Annotated in this window: 15 protein-coding genes; 9 read left to right on the top strand and 6 right to left on the bottom strand. The window is 66.4% G+C overall.

The window, feature by feature from the left end; translation table 11 throughout:
* The first annotated feature begins 113 nt into the window (after window positions 1-113).
* Entirely contained in the window at window positions 114-1,043 is a 930-nt protein-coding gene (locus NN4_RS02755) for an alpha/beta hydrolase (protein WP_246180676.1), read from the top strand.
* A 256-nt stretch (window positions 1,044-1,299) separates the two neighbouring features.
* Window positions 1,300-2,760, top strand: coding sequence for a matrixin family metalloprotease (locus NN4_RS02750; protein ID WP_147128343.1), 1,461 nt, complete (start codon window positions 1,300-1,302; stop codon window positions 2,758-2,760).
* 68 nt (window positions 2,761-2,828) lie between these two features.
* On the opposite strand, the gene NN4_RS02745 is transcribed toward NN4_RS02750, so the two are convergent.
* Window positions 2,829-4,772, bottom strand: a complete 1,944-nt coding sequence (locus NN4_RS02745) for a YhgE/Pip domain-containing protein (protein ID WP_147128342.1) — start codon at window positions 4,770-4,772, stop codon at window positions 2,829-2,831.
* Window positions 4,769-5,461, bottom strand: a complete 693-nt coding sequence (locus NN4_RS02740; RefSeq protein ID WP_186818231.1) for an ATP-binding cassette domain-containing protein — start codon at window positions 5,459-5,461, stop codon at window positions 4,769-4,771. The genes NN4_RS02745 and NN4_RS02740 overlap by 4 nt, the downstream gene beginning before the upstream one ends.
* Window positions 5,462-5,650: 189 nt before the next feature.
* Between NN4_RS02740 and NN4_RS02735 the strand changes: the two genes are divergently transcribed.
* The 3 genes from NN4_RS02735 (at window position 5,651) to NN4_RS02725 (ending at window position 8,595) form a co-directional block, all read left to right on the top strand.
* Window positions 5,651-6,049: a hypothetical protein gene (locus tag NN4_RS02735; protein WP_147128340.1), complete on the top strand. Its 399-nt coding sequence runs from the start codon at window positions 5,651-5,653 to the stop codon at window positions 6,047-6,049.
* Between the two features lie 102 nt (window positions 6,050-6,151).
* Window positions 6,152-7,264: a PLP-dependent cysteine synthase family protein gene (locus tag NN4_RS02730; RefSeq protein WP_147128339.1), complete on the top strand. Its 1,113-nt coding sequence runs from the start codon at window positions 6,152-6,154 to the stop codon at window positions 7,262-7,264.
* A complete protein-coding gene (locus NN4_RS02725) occupies window positions 7,261-8,595 on the top strand; it encodes an MFS transporter (protein ID WP_147128338.1) in 1,335 nt (444 codons plus the stop codon). The genes NN4_RS02730 and NN4_RS02725 overlap by 4 nt, the downstream gene beginning before the upstream one ends.
* On the opposite strand, the gene NN4_RS02720 is transcribed toward NN4_RS02725, so the two are convergent.
* On the bottom strand, window positions 8,495-9,745 hold the full coding sequence (locus NN4_RS02720) for an oxygenase MpaB family protein (RefSeq protein WP_147128337.1): 1,251 nt from the start codon (window positions 9,743-9,745) through the stop codon (window positions 8,495-8,497). The two genes, NN4_RS02725 and NN4_RS02720, sit on opposite strands and share 101 nt — an antisense overlap.
* A gap of 134 nt (window positions 9,746-9,879) precedes the next feature.
* Here NN4_RS02720 and NN4_RS02715 point away from each other — a divergent pair, with 134 nt between their 5' ends.
* The 3 genes from NN4_RS02715 (at window position 9,880) to NN4_RS02705 (ending at window position 12,453) form a co-directional block, all read left to right on the top strand.
* Window positions 9,880-10,437 (top strand): TetR/AcrR family transcriptional regulator, encoded by a 558-nt coding sequence (locus NN4_RS02715; RefSeq protein ID WP_186818230.1) that lies wholly within the window; start codon window positions 9,880-9,882, stop codon window positions 10,435-10,437.
* Window positions 10,438-10,703: 266 nt separating this feature from the next.
* Window positions 10,704-11,669, top strand: coding sequence for an alpha/beta fold hydrolase (locus NN4_RS02710; protein WP_147128335.1), 966 nt, complete (start codon window positions 10,704-10,706; stop codon window positions 11,667-11,669).
* Window positions 11,670-11,862: 193 nt separating this feature from the next.
* Window positions 11,863-12,453 (top strand): hypothetical protein, encoded by a 591-nt coding sequence (locus NN4_RS02705; protein ID WP_147128334.1) that lies wholly within the window; start codon window positions 11,863-11,865, stop codon window positions 12,451-12,453.
* Between the two features lie 41 nt (window positions 12,454-12,494).
* On the opposite strand, the gene NN4_RS02700 is transcribed toward NN4_RS02705, so the two are convergent.
* Together NN4_RS02700 and NN4_RS02695 are read right to left on the bottom strand one after the other, a co-directional pair.
* A complete protein-coding gene (locus NN4_RS02700; protein WP_147128333.1) occupies window positions 12,495-13,709 on the bottom strand; it encodes a PucR family transcriptional regulator in 1,215 nt (404 codons plus the stop codon).
* A gap of 252 nt (window positions 13,710-13,961) precedes the next feature.
* Complete coding sequence (locus NN4_RS02695) at window positions 13,962-14,600, bottom strand: TetR/AcrR family transcriptional regulator (RefSeq protein WP_147128332.1); 639 nt, start codon at window positions 14,598-14,600, stop codon at window positions 13,962-13,964.
* 105 nt (window positions 14,601-14,705) lie between these two features.
* On the opposite strand from NN4_RS02695, the gene NN4_RS02690 reads away from it, so the two are divergent.
* Complete coding sequence (locus NN4_RS02690) at window positions 14,706-16,082, top strand: ABC1 kinase family protein (RefSeq protein WP_147128331.1); 1,377 nt, start codon at window positions 14,706-14,708, stop codon at window positions 16,080-16,082.
* Window positions 16,083-16,129: 47 nt separating this feature from the next.
* Here the strand turns inward: NN4_RS02690 and NN4_RS02685 are convergent, their stop codons facing one another.
* A complete protein-coding gene (locus NN4_RS02685) occupies window positions 16,130-17,146 on the bottom strand; it encodes an RICIN domain-containing protein (protein WP_246180675.1) in 1,017 nt (338 codons plus the stop codon).
* Between the last annotated feature and the right edge of the window lie 187 nt (window positions 17,147-17,333).

Raw genomic sequence — 17,333 nt, 5'->3', positions numbered from 1 at the left:
TGTCAAGCAGTGCATAGCCGTTCGATAACACTGCTACGTGGCGCGCGTGTTCCGCGCCGACCAGCGATTCGTGCGGCGGTATAACCGAGGGGATGGCGAATTCACGGTGTTGGATGGCACTCGTCAGCTTGCTGGTGACCGCAGTCGCGGTCACCGCTTTGTCGGCGCCCGCCACCGCGGCTCCCGCCGAGGTCCGCGTGATCAGCGAAACGCCGGTCACCCGGGCCGTCACCCGCATCGACGTCTACTCACCATCGATGGATCAGGTCGTCAGCAATCATGTGATCCGGGCGGCCGATGGCCCGGCGCCGACGCTGTACCTGCTCACCGGCATCGGTGGCGGCGAGGACGGTATCTCGTGGTGGCACAACACCGAGGTCCGGGAATTCTTTGCCGATAAGAACGTGAATGTGGTGCTGCCGATCGGCGGGGCGTTCAGCATGTACACCGATTGGCGTGCCGACGATCCGATAATCGGTCGCGCCCGCTGGCAGACCTACCTCACCCGCGAACTTCCCGCGATCGTCGATGCCTACCTGCACACCACCGGCCGGAGCGCGATCGCCGGGGTGTCGATGAGTGGGGGCTCGGCGATCGATCTCGCGATCCAGGCGCCGCACCTCTACCGCGCCGTTGCCGCGTACAGCGGATGTCCGTGGTCCGCAGATGTATTCGGGGTGGCGATGATCAGCGCGCAGGTGTTGCGCGGCGGCGGTAACCCGGTGAACATGTGGGGTGCGCCGGGCTCGGACGGGTGGCACGCGCATGACGCGTTCGCGCGGGCGGGCGCGCTCGCCGGCAAAGCCATCTACCTCTCGGCCGCGTCCGGTATCCCCGGCGTGATCGATCGGAGCGGCCTGCCCATGCCACCGATCGAGGCGATCGCGAGCAGGTGCACCGCCGCCTTCGCGGGCAGACTCGCTGCGCTCGGTGTGCCCGCCGTCCATGTCGACCGCCGGACGGGGTCGCACACCTGGGGCCTGTTCGAAACGGACCTGCGCAACTCCTGGCCGCAACTGGCCCGTGCGCTCGACACCCGGTAGCCCGAAAGCACTGGGCCGCAATCGAACTAATAAATCTTGCAATACAGGCTTAACTGCTCCGTAGATATATCTTCACCAGTTAAGACCTCCCTTACATGCTGTGCTCTTTCGCCGTTTCCTCGGTACAGTCGTCCGTGCCGATCACGAGCACATAACGCGCTCTTCATGATTCGCGGCTGATAATAGTTCCGGCATCAGCCGCTATTCGGGCTCGGCAGAAATCCCACCTTTAGCACTCATCGGAGGTCTCCGCGCTATGCCGCCCGCTGCCAACCGTCGCCACTACCGCGGAAAACATCGCGCCAAGAAGTCACCCACGAATGCCACACCCCGGCTATTCGCTGCACTGGTCGCAGGCACCCTGATCGGGCCCGCCGCGCTCACCCTGACGAGCACCGCCACCGCGGCAGCTCAGGCACCCAGCTTCGGCTTCCGAGCGAAGATCCAGGGCTATGACTCCGACGGCAAGGCAATCATCCACTACAACAACAAGATCAAAGACGCGGGGATCGAGAACGCCGTCAAACACCTGAACTCGACGCCGGGCCTGAACTTCGTGTTGAAGCCCGGAACGGGCAACGGCGCCATCGACATCAGCAATGAAACATTCCAGGGTGATGTGGCCGGCCTCGGCGGGTGGGACAACGGCCCATTCGTGAAACTCGACCCGAAGACGCGCAATTACGATCCGGCGGACCGCACCGAGGTCGCCGCACACGAACTGCTCCACTCCATCGGCCTCGATCACAATGACAGCGGCTGTAGCATCATGGCCAGTTCGGTCAACCGGTGCAACAATGGTCCGACGCCGCTCAGCAAAAATGAGATCAATCAGCTGAACAGTATGTACAAGTCTGGGAAGCCCGGTAATTCGAGCGACCCGTCCAAGCCGAACAAGCCGAACGACCAGACAAAGCCAGGCGACAGCAGCAAGCCCGGCGACAGCAGCAAACCGGGTAGTCCGAACAATCAGCGCCCGAAACCATCGCCGAGTCAGCCGGGGCAAGACGGCGGGGATGATCAGTCGAGCCGGCCCGGTGACGGGTCCGATCCGTCCGGCGACGGCGACAATGCCTCCGACGGTGGGAACCCGTACGGCGACGACAACGGCGACGGCAGTAACCCCTACGGTGACGACAGCGGCGACCCGTTCGGTGACGACAACGGCGACAGCAGCAACCCGTTCGGCGACGACAACGACGACGGCGGCGGTAACCCGTTCGGCGACGACAACGACGACGGCGGCGGTAACCCGTTCGGTGACGATAGCGGCGACGGCAGCGACATGTTCGGTGATGGCGACGGTGGCGACGGATTCGACTGGTCCGACGACAGCTGGTCCAGTGATTCCTCTGACGGCGGCGACATGTTCAGCGACGGCGGCGACATGTTCAGCAGCGACGGCAACGACATGTTCAGCACCGGCGGCGACAATGACATGTTCAGCAGCGACGGCGGCGATACCTTCAGCACCGGTGGCGATATGTTCGGCGATGTCGGCGACATGTTCAGCGGTGGCGACAGCGGCGACATGTTCAACACCGGCGACCTGTTCAGCAGCGGTGGTGACCTGTTCAGCACCGGCGGCGGTGACGACTTCGATTGGTTCGGCGGCGGTGGCCGGCGGAACCAGTCCGGCGGCGGAGATCTCTTCGGCGGCGGATTCGGCGATCTCGCGAGCGTCGGCGGCGGATTCGACGGCGGCGGCCTCTTCTAGCCGGTAAACACCTCGAGCACGCAGGCCGGGCTCCCTTGTATCGCAAGGGAGTCCGGCCTTACCGCCACTCAGACCTCGACGGCGGGGTGCAGGCGGTTGATCGTCCAGACCCGCTGCCGACGCACCACGAGAGCGGTACAGGCGAGGGAGCCGAGCAAGAACGCGAGCAGGATCACGCAGTCCCGCAGCAGATTACCGGTGAGCCCACCGGAAATCGTGACCCGCAGCCCATCGACCAGGTAGGTCATCGGCAGGAACGGATGAATGATCCGGAACGGCGCAGGCGTTGTCTCGATCGGATACAGACCGCCGCAAGAGGTCAGCTGCAAGATCAGCAGCACCAGCGAAAGCGCTTCGCCGACAACACCGAACGCCACGCGCAGGAAGTGATCGATCGCCACGAAGGCCGCCGCCGCGAGGATCATCAACCCCGCCGTCTGTATCGGACGCACCGGGTCGAGCCGCAGCCCCACCTGGACCACTCCGTAGAGGATGAGACCGCCCGCGACAGCGATACCCGCCACCGGCAGCCACCCCGCGACCGCCACGGTCCACGGACTGATCCGGCTCGCCACCGCGCGCTGATTGAGCGGTTGGATGAACAGATAAGCCAGCAACCCCAGCACCCACAGGGCGATCGCGAAGAAGAACGGTGTGAGACCACGCCCATACAACCCGGCCGGGTTGAGATTGTGGCTGACGATACCCACCGGCGAGCCGAGTACATCCGCCGCGGCTGCGGTCTGCTCGGGGCTGGTATCCGGAATCTTCACCAATGCCGAGTCGACGGTGTCGGCGACTTTGGTTGCACCGGAATGCAATTGGTCCGCACCGGTCTGCAAGGTCCGGCTACTCGCCTGCAAGGACGCGAGGCTGTTGGTGATCTGGATGGCACCACCGGACACGGTCGAGGCGCCTGCGGTCAGGGCATGCAACGGTGCCGCGGCGGCGCGCAGATTCTGCCGCACGACGTCGACACTGCCCGCCAGCTGACCTGCCTGGTTGCTGGCCTGCGCCGCGGCGTCGTGGGCCTGCCGGGCGGTGTCGGCGACGTTGCCCGCGGTCGATCCGACGGCCTGCACGTGGTCGAGCGCCTGACGGAACGTCGGGTCGAGCAGTAGTTCGGGGTGCGCGACCGCCAGCTGGCGCAGGTCGGCGCTGCCCTGGTCGGCCTGCTGACGCACCAGATCGGCACCGCCCCTGACGAGTTCGAGCGATTGCGCGGCGGCACCGGTCGCATTGGACAGTGCCCCGGCGGCCGTCGGCAGGGTCGCCGTGCCGGTGTCGACGAGCTGGGTCACCGCGGTGTCGACCTCGTTGCTCGCCTGCGCGAGTCGCGCGACCCCGTCGGAGATCTGGGCCGTGCCTGCGGTCGACCCGTCCAGTCCGGCGGCCAGCGCGGCCGTGCCCTGCTGGGCGAGCACCGACGAGTCCACCAGCGCATGCACGCCGGTTGCCGCGACCTCGAGCTGCTGTTTCACCAGCGTGAGGTCGCCGTAGATGGCCTTGGCATAGGCCGCGTGGGCGGCGCTGTTCACCTGGTTCTGCAGCTCGGAGCGCGCCACGTCGGCGACCACGCCGACGATGAAATTGTTGGCGTCGTTGAGTGTGATGCCGAGGGTGGCCCGCTCCGGGATCGGTTTCTCGGCGCTGATCAGTTTCCGGCTGAAGTCCGGCGGGACGGTGATGGTGAAGTAGAAGCGCCCGTGGACGAGGCCGTCCTCGGCGGCGTGCCGATCCACGAAGTGCCACTGGAACTTCGGGGTGGCACGCAACTGTTGCTCGAACTGTTTGCCCGCGTCGACCACCTGCCCGTTCGCGGTGACCGGCTGGTCTTCGATGACGACGGCAACCGGGATCTGATCGGTCTTGCCGTAGGGATCCCAGTTCGACCACAGATACAGCGAGCCGTACAGCAGCGGTATCAGCGCGAGCCCGATCGGCACGAGCTTGCGCAGCAGCGGACCGCGGAATCGCCGGAACTCGAGCAGCGCCAGCCGTAGTGCCTTCACGCGTTCTCCTGGAGGTCGGATCGGTCGGCGGCCCGCGCGTCGGTCGGGTGCGGCGGAGTCAGGGTGAGCACGGTGATGTCGTCGAACGGCGGCGGCGCGGTGGCGGCGGCGATGACGGTGCAGCCGTGAAAGGTCAATGCCCGCAAGCACTCCCAGACCCATCGCGTCTCGCTACTGGTGCAGCCAGCGCCGACATCGTCGACCACCACGGCGCCCGGCTGCTGCGCGGCCGCCAAAGCCACCGCGAGTACCAACGCTTCGCCCGGCGCCAGCTCCCCCACCAGCCGCTGCCCGGCGGGTGCGGCCGCTCCCATCGCGGCGAAGGTCGTCGCCAAGGCGGACTCGGTGAACCGTGGTCCGCCGATCAGTGTGCGCTCGGCGATCACCTCCTCGACCCGCAGCCACGGATCGAGCACGCAGCCGGGATCGAGCCGCGCGATCGCCACCGCATCCTGGGTCGCGCCGGGATCTTCGTCGTAGCGGTGACCGCCGACGACGAGGCGACCCGTGACCAGCCGCATCCGCCCCGACAACGCCCACAGCAGCGACGTGCGGCCCGAACCGGCCGACCCGACGATCACCGCCAACCGACCGGCCGCAACCTCCAGGTCGACGTTCTCGAACGCGCACCCCGACGACCCGCGTGCAGCGAGATTGTCGGCCACGACATCAACACCCACCCATGTCACTCGACCGATCATAGAGACCGTTCCGTATGCCGAGCGGCAACGCCGCACCCCTACGATTCATTCGCCAGCAATCTTGTACAGATGGGTTGGTGCGCTGGAGGTGACGGCTCGCCGAACGTTCTGTGAAACGGCAGCAACTGGGGAGCCACCGACCTTGGTACGGCGTTGTTTTCCGCTATCGTGATTTTTGTGACAGTGCGAGTCGAGGCACCACGCAGGCGTGGCATCGCCGTCGCGCTCGCCGCTGCCGCACTGTTGCTCGCCCACGCGCTGTTCATGTGCGTGCTGGGGCTGCCCGGCGTTTCCGGGACGGCCGAGCCGGTGCCCACCCTCGTCGCCGCGGAGAAGTCGCTCGGCGCGACCACCCACGCGGATCCGGCCACCGAAGGCCACGAGCAGGGTTGTCTGGCCAGGACGCCGCAGCGCGAAGCCGAGCACGAGGTCGGCACAACCACCACAGAACTCGATAGTGCTGACGCACAAGCGGATACGAGCCGACGGCCGAGATTCGCCGGCTGGGGGCCGTGGCGGATCGCCGCGCCGGACGGCCGTGGCATTCTGCGAGATCTCTGTATCGATCGGTGCTGACGGGCGCCCGGTCGGCCGCCGGATAACGGCGGGGCCGACGCGCGGGTTCGTCCGATACTCACCCGGCATCTCGGATGCCGATTCGATGCTAGGAGTTCACGCATGTGCAGTGCCGTTGTCGATCGTGTCGTCTTGTCCGCCGATCATCTCCACGCCCAGGAACAGGCGCGCCGCCGCCCGGCGACGCTCGTCGGGGACACCCCGGTGCTCTGGATCGGGGAGCCGTTCGCCATGGCTGGTCAGGGGTTCTGGGCCAAACTCGAGGGTCACAATCCGGGCGGGATGAAGGACCGCCCCGCGCTGCACATGGTCGAACGCGCGGTGGCGCGCGGCACGCTGCGGCCGGGTGCGCGAGTCATCGAATCCACCAGTGGCACCCTTGGTTTGGGTCTGGCACTGGCCGGTATCGCGCATCGCCATCCGGTCACCCTGGTGACCGACCCGGGCATGGAGCCCATGCTGCGGCGGATGCTGACCGCCTACGGCGCGACCGTCGACCTGGTCACCGAACCCTGCGCGATCGGCGGCTGGCAACAGGCGCGTCGCGATCGGGTGGCGCAGCTACTGGCCACCTATCCGGGTTCTTGGTGTCCCGACCAGTACAACAATCCGGACAATGTCGACGGCTACCAATCGCTGGCGCTGGAGCTGCTCACCCAACTCGGGCACATCGATGTGCTGGTGTGCTCGGTCGGCACCGGCGGCCACTCGGCCGGGGTGGCGCGGGTGCTGCGCCGCTTCCAGCCCGACCTTCGGCTGATCGGGGTCGACACGATCGGGTCGACCATCTTCGGGCAACCCGCCGCGGCCCGGCTGATGCGCGGGCTCGGCTCCAGCATTCATCCCGCGAACGTGGACTATCCGGCGTTCGCCGAGGTGCACTGGGTCGCTCCGCACGAAGCGGTGTGGGCGGCAAGAACATTGGCGTCCACGCACTATTGCAGTGGCGGGTGGAGCGTCGGCGCGGTGGCACTGGTCGCCGGGTGGCTCGCGCGCACCCAGCCGGCGGGTACCCGGATCGCCGCGGTGTTCCCGGATGGCCCGCACCGCTACACCGACACCGTCTACAACGACGACTACTGCGCCGAACACGGATTCTTCGACCTGCCGGTGCCGACCGAACCCGATGTGGTCGGCGACCCCAACGAGCAGGTGGTGCGGCACTGGACCCGCTGCACCACGGTCGTCGCACCGGCCGCGGCGGTGTCGCGATGAGCGGGTTGTGGCGGCGCTGGGCCGTCTTCGACCGGCCGAGCCAGGTGCTGATGGTCAACCAGTTCGGCATCAATCTGGGCTTCTACATGCTGATGCCCTACCTCGCCTCGCACCTGTCCAGCGGGCTCGGAATGGCCGCCTGGACAGTCGGTCTCGTGCTCGGCGTGCGCAACTTCACCCAGCAGGGCATGTTTCTGGTCGGCGGCACACTGGCCGACCGATTCGGTTACAAGCCACTCATCGTCGCCGGATGCGCCTTGCGCACAGCGAGTTTCGTGTTACTCGCACTGGCCGACACCTTACCCGCCGTGTTGATCGCGGTAGCGGCAACCGGATTCGCCGGTGCCCTGTTCAACCCCGCTGTGCGCGCCTACCTGGCCGCCGACGCCGGCGACGAACGCCGAGTAGCGGCCTTCGCCATGTTCAACATCTTCTATCAGGCAGGCATCCTCGCGGGCCCGCTGGTCGGATTGGCATTGACGGCGTGGGATTTCCGCGCCACCGCCGGCGTGGCCGCCGTAGTGTTCGCCGTCCTCACGGCGGTGCAGCTGCGTTGGTTGCCGACCACCCGCGACACCGACCGCACCGGCGTGCGCGATTCGGTGCTCGCCAATTGGCGTCTGGTGGTGCGCAATCGGCCGTTCCTGTTGTTCTCGGTCGTCATGGTCGGCTGCTACGTGCTGTCTTTCCAGGTGTATCTCGCCCTGCCGCTGCAAGCCGGAATCGTCGTCGGCCCAGGGGGTTCCGACACCGGACTGATCGCGGCGATCTTCGCCGTCAGCAGCATCGTCGCCATCGCCGGGCAACTCCCGATGACCAGATGGCTCGCCCGCCGCGGCGGCTCCGGCCGCGGCCTGGTGCTCGGCATGGCCCTCATGTCGGCCGCCTTCGTTCCCCTGCTCTTCGCCCCGAACGCCACGATCCCCGGCGGCATCCCGGTCGCCACCACCGCCCTACTCACCTGCGCCGCACTCTTGGCCCTAGCCACCGCAGCCGTATTCCCCTGCGAGATGGACACCGTCGTCACCCTCGCCCACAACCGCCTCGTCGCCACCCACTACGGCTTCTACAACACCATCGTCGGAACCGGCATCCTCCTCGGCAACCTCACCACCGGCGCCGTCTTCGACCACCTCACCGAATCCGGCTACCCATCCCTGATCTGGGCCACCCTCACCCTGATCGGTGCCGCCTGCGCCACCGCCCTGTGGGCACTGAACCGCTCGGCGGTCAGCGCCGGAACTCCTCGATCGGACGGAACTCCGCGTGCCGATCCCCCACCTCGTGGCGATACCACGCCTCGCGTCGTCGGCACTGGACCTGGTCGGTGAGGTTGTCCACTCCGGGGATCGTGCGGCGCAGGGTTTCCCAGGTGAAAATGAGGGGGGCCTGGGCGATGGGGTGAAGGATCCATGGGAAGCGATGGGGCATAGCGTGTTTGGCGTACGTGGCCGGAGGTAGCCAGACGGCGGTGTAGCCGATTTGGATGCGGTAGTTGAGTTCGTCGCGGAGGCGTTTGCGCCAGGGCGTGCCGGGTTTTGGGGCGAAGGCGGGGAGGTAGGACTCGACGAGTTCGGCGCCGTCGGCGCCTGCGGTGTCGGCGCGCTTGACCATCGCGGCGAACATCAGCTGGGCGCCCTCCTTGAAATCCGTGGGGTACCAGTCGGGTTGGACGCCGAGTAGGTGGCCGACGTAGCGCCAGAAGTGCATGGTCGCTTCGATCTCGCGGATGATGGTCTGGTAGCCCAGGCTCCAGAGCGCCAAACCGGGTACCACGCTGCCTGCCATCAGGGTGAGGGTTGCGTCGCCGACGCTGATGGGCACGCCCCAGGCGTCGAGGTCCCATTCGGGGCGCTGCATCAGTTTGCGCCGGATGAACACATGCATGATGCGTACTCGCATCGCGGTCTGGCGGCCTCGGGCGCCGGGTGCCAGGCCGCCTGCGTCGGAGACGTCGATCCAGAATCGAACGGTTTCGAGCTGTCGCTTGTGGGCGCGTTCGCCGGCGTAGCCGCCGGTGTAGGACAGTGGTTTGGCGATGGAGCTCTCCGAGTACATTTCGAGGGTGCTCGTCGTGGCGAAGCTGAATACCGATGTGCCCCAACGGCGGAAGACCCGGGCGCCGAGGTCCACCAGGTCCCGGTCCAACCACGGTGGCGCGGTGTCGAACTCCTCGAACAAGCGGATCAGCGAGCGCGGTGCGTCGGGTACCGCGTCGATGCCGTGCGTGAGGGCTCGATCGAGCATCGCCCGGCCTGCCTTGGGTCCGAGGTCGCCCAGGTACACCTCGTCGACGAAGGCCTCGGCGACGGGGTCGGCCTGATAGTAGGCGGCGGCGAAGTTCCGGACCAGTTCCTCGTCCGGTTGTGGATCGAATCGTGCGACGCGCCGGATCAGCCGACGCATCCGCTGCACGCGCGGATCGGTGATGCGGGCCCAGTAGCGGAACTCGGCGGGGGCCCGTTCGGCGTCGATCGTCATGAATAGACTGTAAGTTGAGTAAATGCTCACCTTCTACTCCAGTTTGTGACGGCCGCCCGATGACCCCGAGCGACCGCTCTGATCAGCGAAAACGGCCGCAGCAAGCGCGTTCCTGGGAAACCCGGGACCATATCGTGGCGAACGCTGCTCAGCTTTTTGCCGAACGCGGCATTGCCGAGACGTCGACCAATCACATCGCCGCCCGAGCGGGCATCAGCATCGGATCGCTCTACCGCTATTTCGCCGACAAGAACGCCATCATCGACGTGCTCCGCGCCGAGCTGCTCACCGAATTGGAGGAGCGCTTCGCCGAAACCGTGGTGACCGGCGTGACCGTCACGCCGCGCGAGGCGGTGGCGAACAGCCTCACCGCGGTGCTGGACGTGGTGTCCGAGCGCGAGGGCCTGGTCCGGGCGCTCGCCGCCGACACCACCGCGCACGGCGTCGGCCTGCCCGACCTCGAACGCCGCCTACTACTGCTCACGAGGGCCTATCTGCTGCACCGACTCGGCCCGACACCACCGCAGGAACTCGAGGTCAGAGCCTTCGTGATGGTCAACGCCGGACTGGCCGCCTGCTTGCGTTTCGCGCTCGGCCCCACCCCGGACCTCAACCGCGATCTCCTGATCGCCGAAACCGCCGACATGATCGGCGACTGGCTCGACGCCGTCGCGCGACGACAGAACGGCTGATTCGACCAGCCTGTCGTCCAGTCCCCTAGCCAGCATCCCGGCGTCTCTTCGGCCCGCAATACCGTTGCCCCTCAGCGTTGTTCGAGGCCCGGACCAGCGGCGCGCCGATCGGCGGGGCCCCACGAGAAACTTTCCAGCGCCGAACAGAAATGGACAACGGACCAACTCCATTCTGTCCGCGCCCTTGACCCAGCGGGGTCCGCGGCCCCAAATTTATCTTCCGAGACACGAAACACCGTTTCTCACAGTGAAACACAGGAGTCACGTTGGTCATCATCCAACGTCTGCTGGTCGCCATCGGCCTGATCGCCGCCGCCACCGCATTCACCATTCCCACCGCGCGCGCCGAATCGGCCGCGGCCAAGGTGGAGAACACCGTCGAAGTCCGTTGCGCATTCACCATGTTGCGGCAAAGCAGCGACTGGTACTTCCCCGCAGGCACCCCCAAGGCGCTGCTGTGGTTGCAGCACGGCTTCGCCAGTTCCAACGACGCGGTCGACGAGACCGCGAGAAATTTTGCCGCGCAAGGCTTTCTGGTCTTCGCCCCGACCCTGCCCACCGCCAACGTCTTCGGCTGCACGCTGGAAAACCTGGGCAACAACACCAATTTTCTGCACAACGTGGCCGATCTGTTCGGTAAGGCCGCCGACCCCGGCGACAAACTCGGCCGCAGCTTCGCCGACGCGAAGAAGAAGGCGGGGCGGCCCGATCTGGCGCTCCCGAAGGCCATGGTGTTCGCCGGGCATTCCGCCGCCGGTGAGGCCGTGCCGTATGTCACCCAGGTGCTGCGCTCGGATTACGCGGCCGCTTTCGCCGCGGTCCGCGGGCTCATCCTGTTCGACCCCGCGAAGAGTTTCGTCGGCAACAACCTCAGCAGTTCGCTCAATCATCTGAGCAATACCGCGTTGCCGATCCTGGCCATCTCCGCTCCCCCGTACAGCTGCAACCGCGACGGTAACGGCACCAAGGAACTGCTCGGCCAGATCTCCCGGCCTTTCCTGGGGGTCCGGCTCACCACCGGATCACATATCGATGTGGAGGCATCGAGCGCACCCGGCCCGGACAAAACCGCCTGCGGCACACCGCAGGCGAAGAACGTCACAGCCCTGCAAACGCTGGCCACCGCATGGGCGGGCGATTTCGTCAGCGGCTCGGCAACCGCCGATTACTACCCCGGCGGCACCTACTACGAAGCCCAGCGCTCCGCCGGAGTTATCCAAACCCTGCAATAGTCCACTGAACCCGGGTGGGGGTCAACGCAACTCGTCGGCCCCCACACCGAGTCCGGCGCCACACGCTCGACACTCCTCGAGAATCGGAGCTCCGATGTTCATACCCGCCCGCCGCCTGGTAGCGCTCCTCACCGTCGGCATGATCGGGCTATTGAGCCCCGCTACCGCCGAAGCAGCTCCCCCCGATCCGACAATGTTCGGTGACTTGTGCATACGGACGCAGTCGCAGACGGCGAACCTGAATGTGGTCGCGTTTCGACGTGCGGGCGGAGCTCTGGAAAAGACCCTGTATTCAGACCTCACCGCTTTCGCCGCCGCCAAACCACCGGTTCAACCACTGACCGTCGCCCGCTACACCAGCTACGAGGACGCGGCGGCGACGCAGCCGAAACAAGTGCGATGCAAAGGTAAGTCCGCCGATCACCTTACCGCCGTCTACGGTGCCGACATCGCGGGCCCGGAGGGTACCTGCGCCGAGGCGAACCGCCAGACCGTCGCCGAGACAGCGAGAATGCTCACCCCTGCAGAACGCGACGCCCTGGTGCACCGGCCGAACACTATTCTGATCGACTCGGACACCCCGGCATTCAACGGCCCTGATTGGCTGACTGAATTTCCGGCTGCCACTAAGGATTCCGCGGGAAAACTACATCTGGGATCCAAGTCGCTCTATGTGTCGTTCACAACTCCCGGCATCCCCGAAGCCTTCAAGGGACAGCATTACTGCACCCTCGTCGCTCACGCGTACCTGAAGCGACTGATACTCGGCCTGACCCAGCCATGATCAACGTGCACGAATTCGGTTCGCCTGCAGGCACAGTCGAACTAGTGCGAACCATTCGGCCGCCGACCGTGCGCGACACCCAGCCGGGCGACCAATGCCGAACGCAGGTACCACACTCCGCTGGCTCGGGCCGGGTCGAAACCGGTGAGTTCGCCGATGCGGCGCAGGCGGTAGTCGACGGTGTTCGGGTGGATGCCGAGGCGTTCGGCCGACCGCAGCCGGCTCAGATCGGTGTCGATGTAGATCTGCAAAGTCTCGCGAAGTTCGGGGTGGTCGTCCAGCGGCGCGAGGTGGTCGCCGAGCAGGTCGCGGGCGACACCGGGGCGGCTGAGTTGGTGTTGCAGCGCCAATTCGGCGAAGCGGTGCACGCCGGGCTCCAGGCCCATCCGTTGCGCCGTATCGAGGAGTTCGTGGGCTTGGCGCGCGGCGGTGGACACCTCGTCGGGCCGGGCGGTGACCACGGTGGCGGTGATCGGCACGCATGCTGCTTCGGCCAAAGCCTGTACCAGGCCATCGAGTTCGGCGTCGGTCCGCGCGGTTGTCGGCACGAGCACCGTTCCCCCGTCGACGGACAGCAGTGACAGCGCCTCGCCGCCGAGCAGCGTCGCGAGCGCCGATTGCAGGCGGCGCAATTTACGCCGGGCGACGACCTGGCGGTCGAGGCCGGGACGAGTTTCGTCGGGATGCGCGGGCAGTGCGATGGCGAGCACGAAATACTCTGCGGCGAAGCGCATCTCCGGCGGCATCGGCTGACCGCCGAGCAGCACCGATGTCAAGTTGTGGGTGGCCGTGTGGTGTTCGGCCGCGTCGGCTTTGTGTTCGCGCACATAGGCTTTGCACACCGTGGCGGTGACCAGCTTGGACAGCTCGACGACCCGGCCCATGCCGGTGACGACGCCGAGCATGTCCGCCGGACCTGAACGCGCGATCAGGTCGAGCCCCATCTTGCAGCCCACGTTGACGGCGTGCAGCACCGTATCGACGGGAACACCGGCCCTGGCACAGCCTGCCGCCGCGGCTTCTAGCCCGTCGGTCCCGGTGCGCACCGGGTGCCCGTTCAACCGGTGGATCAGCCAGCCGAGGCAGATCCGGACCACGACCTTGACCTCGCCGTGCAGCGCGGCCGCGGGCAACGGCCCGGCCGCCGCGACGTGGTCGAGCACGGCGCGGGTCAGTTCATCGAGATCGCGCGCCGTCGAGGAAATCTGTCGCTCGAGCACACCGAGCTCGGGTCGGTCGAGACTTTCGATCGTCACCGGTGGCCTCCTTGTCTGCCGTGAACCGCGGCGACTACGGCGGCGGCAAGCAACTGAGCTTCTGCCACGCCGAGAACTTCGCTGTTATCGGACTCTTGCTGTGTGGAAGCAACGGTAAACCGAGCGCCAGCTCACCTTCTACTCCTCTTTCAGCGCTCGCCGCCGACGTTATTCTGGCCCGCTCACCAGGCGAGATACCGAATCAGGAGCAGGCCTGCGTACCGGCGATCGCGGCGGTAGATAGCGAGGTGCTCACTTTTTGCCGCGCACCGTGGCCTGGGTCTCCACATCGACCCACGCCGCGATCATCCGCGCGGTCATCTGCAGCGCCTCCGCCCGCGCCGCACTGTCCACCTCCAGCGCGGTCGCCCGCAGCACCGCCGCGAACCCGGTGTTGATGATGACGAAGGTCATCACGTCGTACTCGTGATCGTCGCCGGGACCGAGCATTTGGATCACCATCACCTTCACCAGCAGCCGCAGCCGTGGTTCGAATTCGGGGATCCCGCTGCTGTAGAACTGCACGCCGGCGACCAGTGCCCGCACCAGCTGGGCGTTCTCCACCAGCTCGTCGGCGATGACCTCCAGGATCCCGGTGATCACCTCGACGCTCGGCTTCTCGCCGAGGCCGAAGACCCGCTGGGAGAACCGTTGTTCGATGTTCTCCAGCAGGCGCCGCAGCAGTTCTTCGACCATGACCGAGCGGTCGGCGAAATACCGGTAAACCGTGCCGATGCTCACCCCGGCCGCCGCCGCGATCTTGTTGGTCGAGGTATTGGCGATACCGCGTTCGCCGAACAGCTGCGCGGCAGTGTCCAGGATGTGCTCGCGGGTCGCCTTGGCCCGTTCCTGTGTGGGACGGCGGCGCTGACCCACAGCTTTCGGCGGCATCGCGTACTCCTTCGAAGTGAGCTTTGCTCAGTTTAGTCCGGGCGTCGAATGTGCGAGAGTGATGCCACCGCGACGAGCGGCCGGTGGGCCGATGGAGGTACGACAGTGGGCGATCGGGTGCCGAAGGGTCGTCTCGCGCGCGGCAGCAAGCTCGGCCGATTGGCGGCGGGCCAGGCGCTGCGCGGGATGGGCACGCGGTTGTCGATGATCGGGCGCACCGAACAGGCACGGCAGGTGCTCGCCGAACGGTCGACTTTGCAAGCGGCGCAACAACTCGTCACCGTGCTAGGCGGATTGAAGGGCGCGGCGATGAAGCTGGGCCAGATGCTGTCGGTGCTCGACGTGGACCTGCTGCCGGAAGCGCACCGGGAAATGTTCCGGGTCAAGCTCGCCGAGCTGCGCGATCAAGCACCCACCGTGGCGTTCCCGGCTATGCGGGCGGTGATCGAGGACGATCTCGGGCCGATGGCGCGCGTATTCGCCGACTTCGACGAGACGCCGATCGCCGCGGCATCGATCGGTCAGGTGTATCGGGCCCGGCTGCACGACGGGCGCGCGGTCGCGGTCAAGGTCAAATATCCGGGTGTGGACGACGCCGTCGAGGCGGACATGCGCAATCTGGCGACGTTCAGCAGGCTGTGGAAGTCCATGCTGCCGAGCGCGGCCGACACCGACGTGCTCGACGAGATCGCGCGCAACATCGGCAGCGAGCTCGACTATGTGCGCGAGGCGCGGACCCAGCACCGGGTCGCCGGGCGCTATCGGGGCCATCCGTTCGTCACGGTCCCGGACAGCATCGAAGAGTATTGCGGGCCACATGTTTTGGTGACCGAGTTTCTCGAAGGCGAACCGTACCAACGGATCAGGGCGCTGCCGGACGCGGAACGCAATCGGATCGGTGAGCTGATCTATCGTTTCTACATCAGTTCGCTCTTCGCGGACTTCGAGTTCTGCGGTGATCCGCATCCCGGCAATGTCATGCTCGCGGCGGACGGCAAGCTCGGTTTCGTGGATTTCGGGCTCTACCACAGCATGGACCCGGTGCATGTCGAGCTGGAGCGGGCGTGCCTGCGGGCGGCGGGCGAGTACCGCGGCGACGATCTGTACGACATGTGGGTCCAGCGCGGCATCGTCGACCCTCAGTCGGGTGTCACCGCACAGGAATGCCTGGAGTATGTGTGGGCGGCCGCCGGCTGGCATCTGGTCGACGAGGAGATCACCATCACGCCCGAACTCGCCACCGGCGCTTTGATTCTCGCCGTCGACCCCAGGGCCGGGGAGTTCCGCGGTATGCGACAGCAGCGACTACCCCCGGAGCATGTGTTCTCTCGCCGGTCGGACCTGTTCACCTTCGCCGCGCTCGGCCAACTGGAGATCACCAACAACTGGCACCGGATCGCCAGGGAATGGCTCTACGACGAGCCGCCGGTCACCGAGATCGGGCGGGAGACGGCGCGCTGGCGCGCCGGTGTGCAGTCGTAATCGACTGCCCTGCTCCGGATTTCAGTCCGGCCATGGCAACCGCTCGGCTATGCGGGCGGAATCAGATGGATCAGGAATTCCTGGTCGCGAGCTCCGGAACACCTGCCCTGCACGATCTCCGCGCCGTCGACGGTGTCCTGATCGCGTAACGCCAGACAGTGATTGGTGGCGGTGGTGCGGATACGGAAGCGTGCCGCAGTCGACGGACCGGTCGGCTCTATCCGGAACTGCTGGGCGGGGTTGTCGTCGGCGCAGTCGTCCCGTGGTTCCAGCAAATTGTCGCCGGGCCCCTCGACCAGGACGGTGAGGCAGCCGATGCCGTATCTCGAGTGGTGCCACTGGATCTGCACCACCCCCTCGTCGATCGGGTCGAGGTAGACGCGCGGCGCCGACTGCGTGCAGGGGCGCTGGGCCGCGATGGCGGTGGGGTAGCGCTGGGTACGGTCGCGGCCCTCGGCCAGGCACAGCTCCGGTGTCCGGGCCGGTTGGATGCGGACCCAACTTCCCACATCGGCGAGCGCCAAGCCCGCCACCGGCTGACTCGCCGTTGGCACCGTGTCGTCGCGGCCGTGCAGCACGAGGTCCTGCACACTCAGGGTGACCGCTACGCCGAGCACCGCGGCCACCACCAGGTTGACGAACTGCAACCAGCGCGAAAGGCGGCGTCCGGGTGGGTCTTCCGTCATTTCGGCGACCGCTTCCGGCTCATCGACCGGGATGCTCTCGGCGGCGGCCCTGACCTGCTGCGACTGATCCCGCACCGCGATCCGCCTGCGGGCATCGAGCCACTTCTTCACCTGGTCGTCGTCCAGTCCACACGCGTGGGTGAACGCGATGACGAATCGTTCCCGGGGCAAGGTGTCGCGCCCCAGCGTGGTCGCGATCGTGCTGGACGGAAGCACATCGCCGGACGCCGCGGCCTTGCCTTCCAATTGCCGGTAAGCCAACCCGGACCATGCCTTCAACAGCCGCAGTGCGGTGATGAACTCCGTGGGAGAACCGACCCCTTCCGGCTCGGGTAGGCAGGTCGACGATAGGGCGGGTTCCCCCTCCTCACGCTCCATAGCCTCCAGCATGGCAGAAGTTTTTCGAATCGGTATACCCAACTTCACCCGTCTTTAACGTCCCGAACTGATTGGTGCGCAACCGATTGCGCTGAAATGCCTAGTAGCAAGTACTTGCTGTTGATCAAATCCACTGCACCACTTGTGTTTCCAAGCCCCCCATTCGGGGCTACTCACATAGCGTTGT

Origin of the sequence: Nocardia ninae NBRC 108245 (genome assembly GCF_007990755.1) — a bacterium.
Classification (GTDB): Bacteria; Actinomycetota; Actinomycetes; order Mycobacteriales; family Mycobacteriaceae; genus Nocardia; species Nocardia ninae.
The sequence above is the reverse complement of the archived record's forward strand: the minus strand, read 5'-3'. Positions and strand labels throughout refer to the sequence as shown.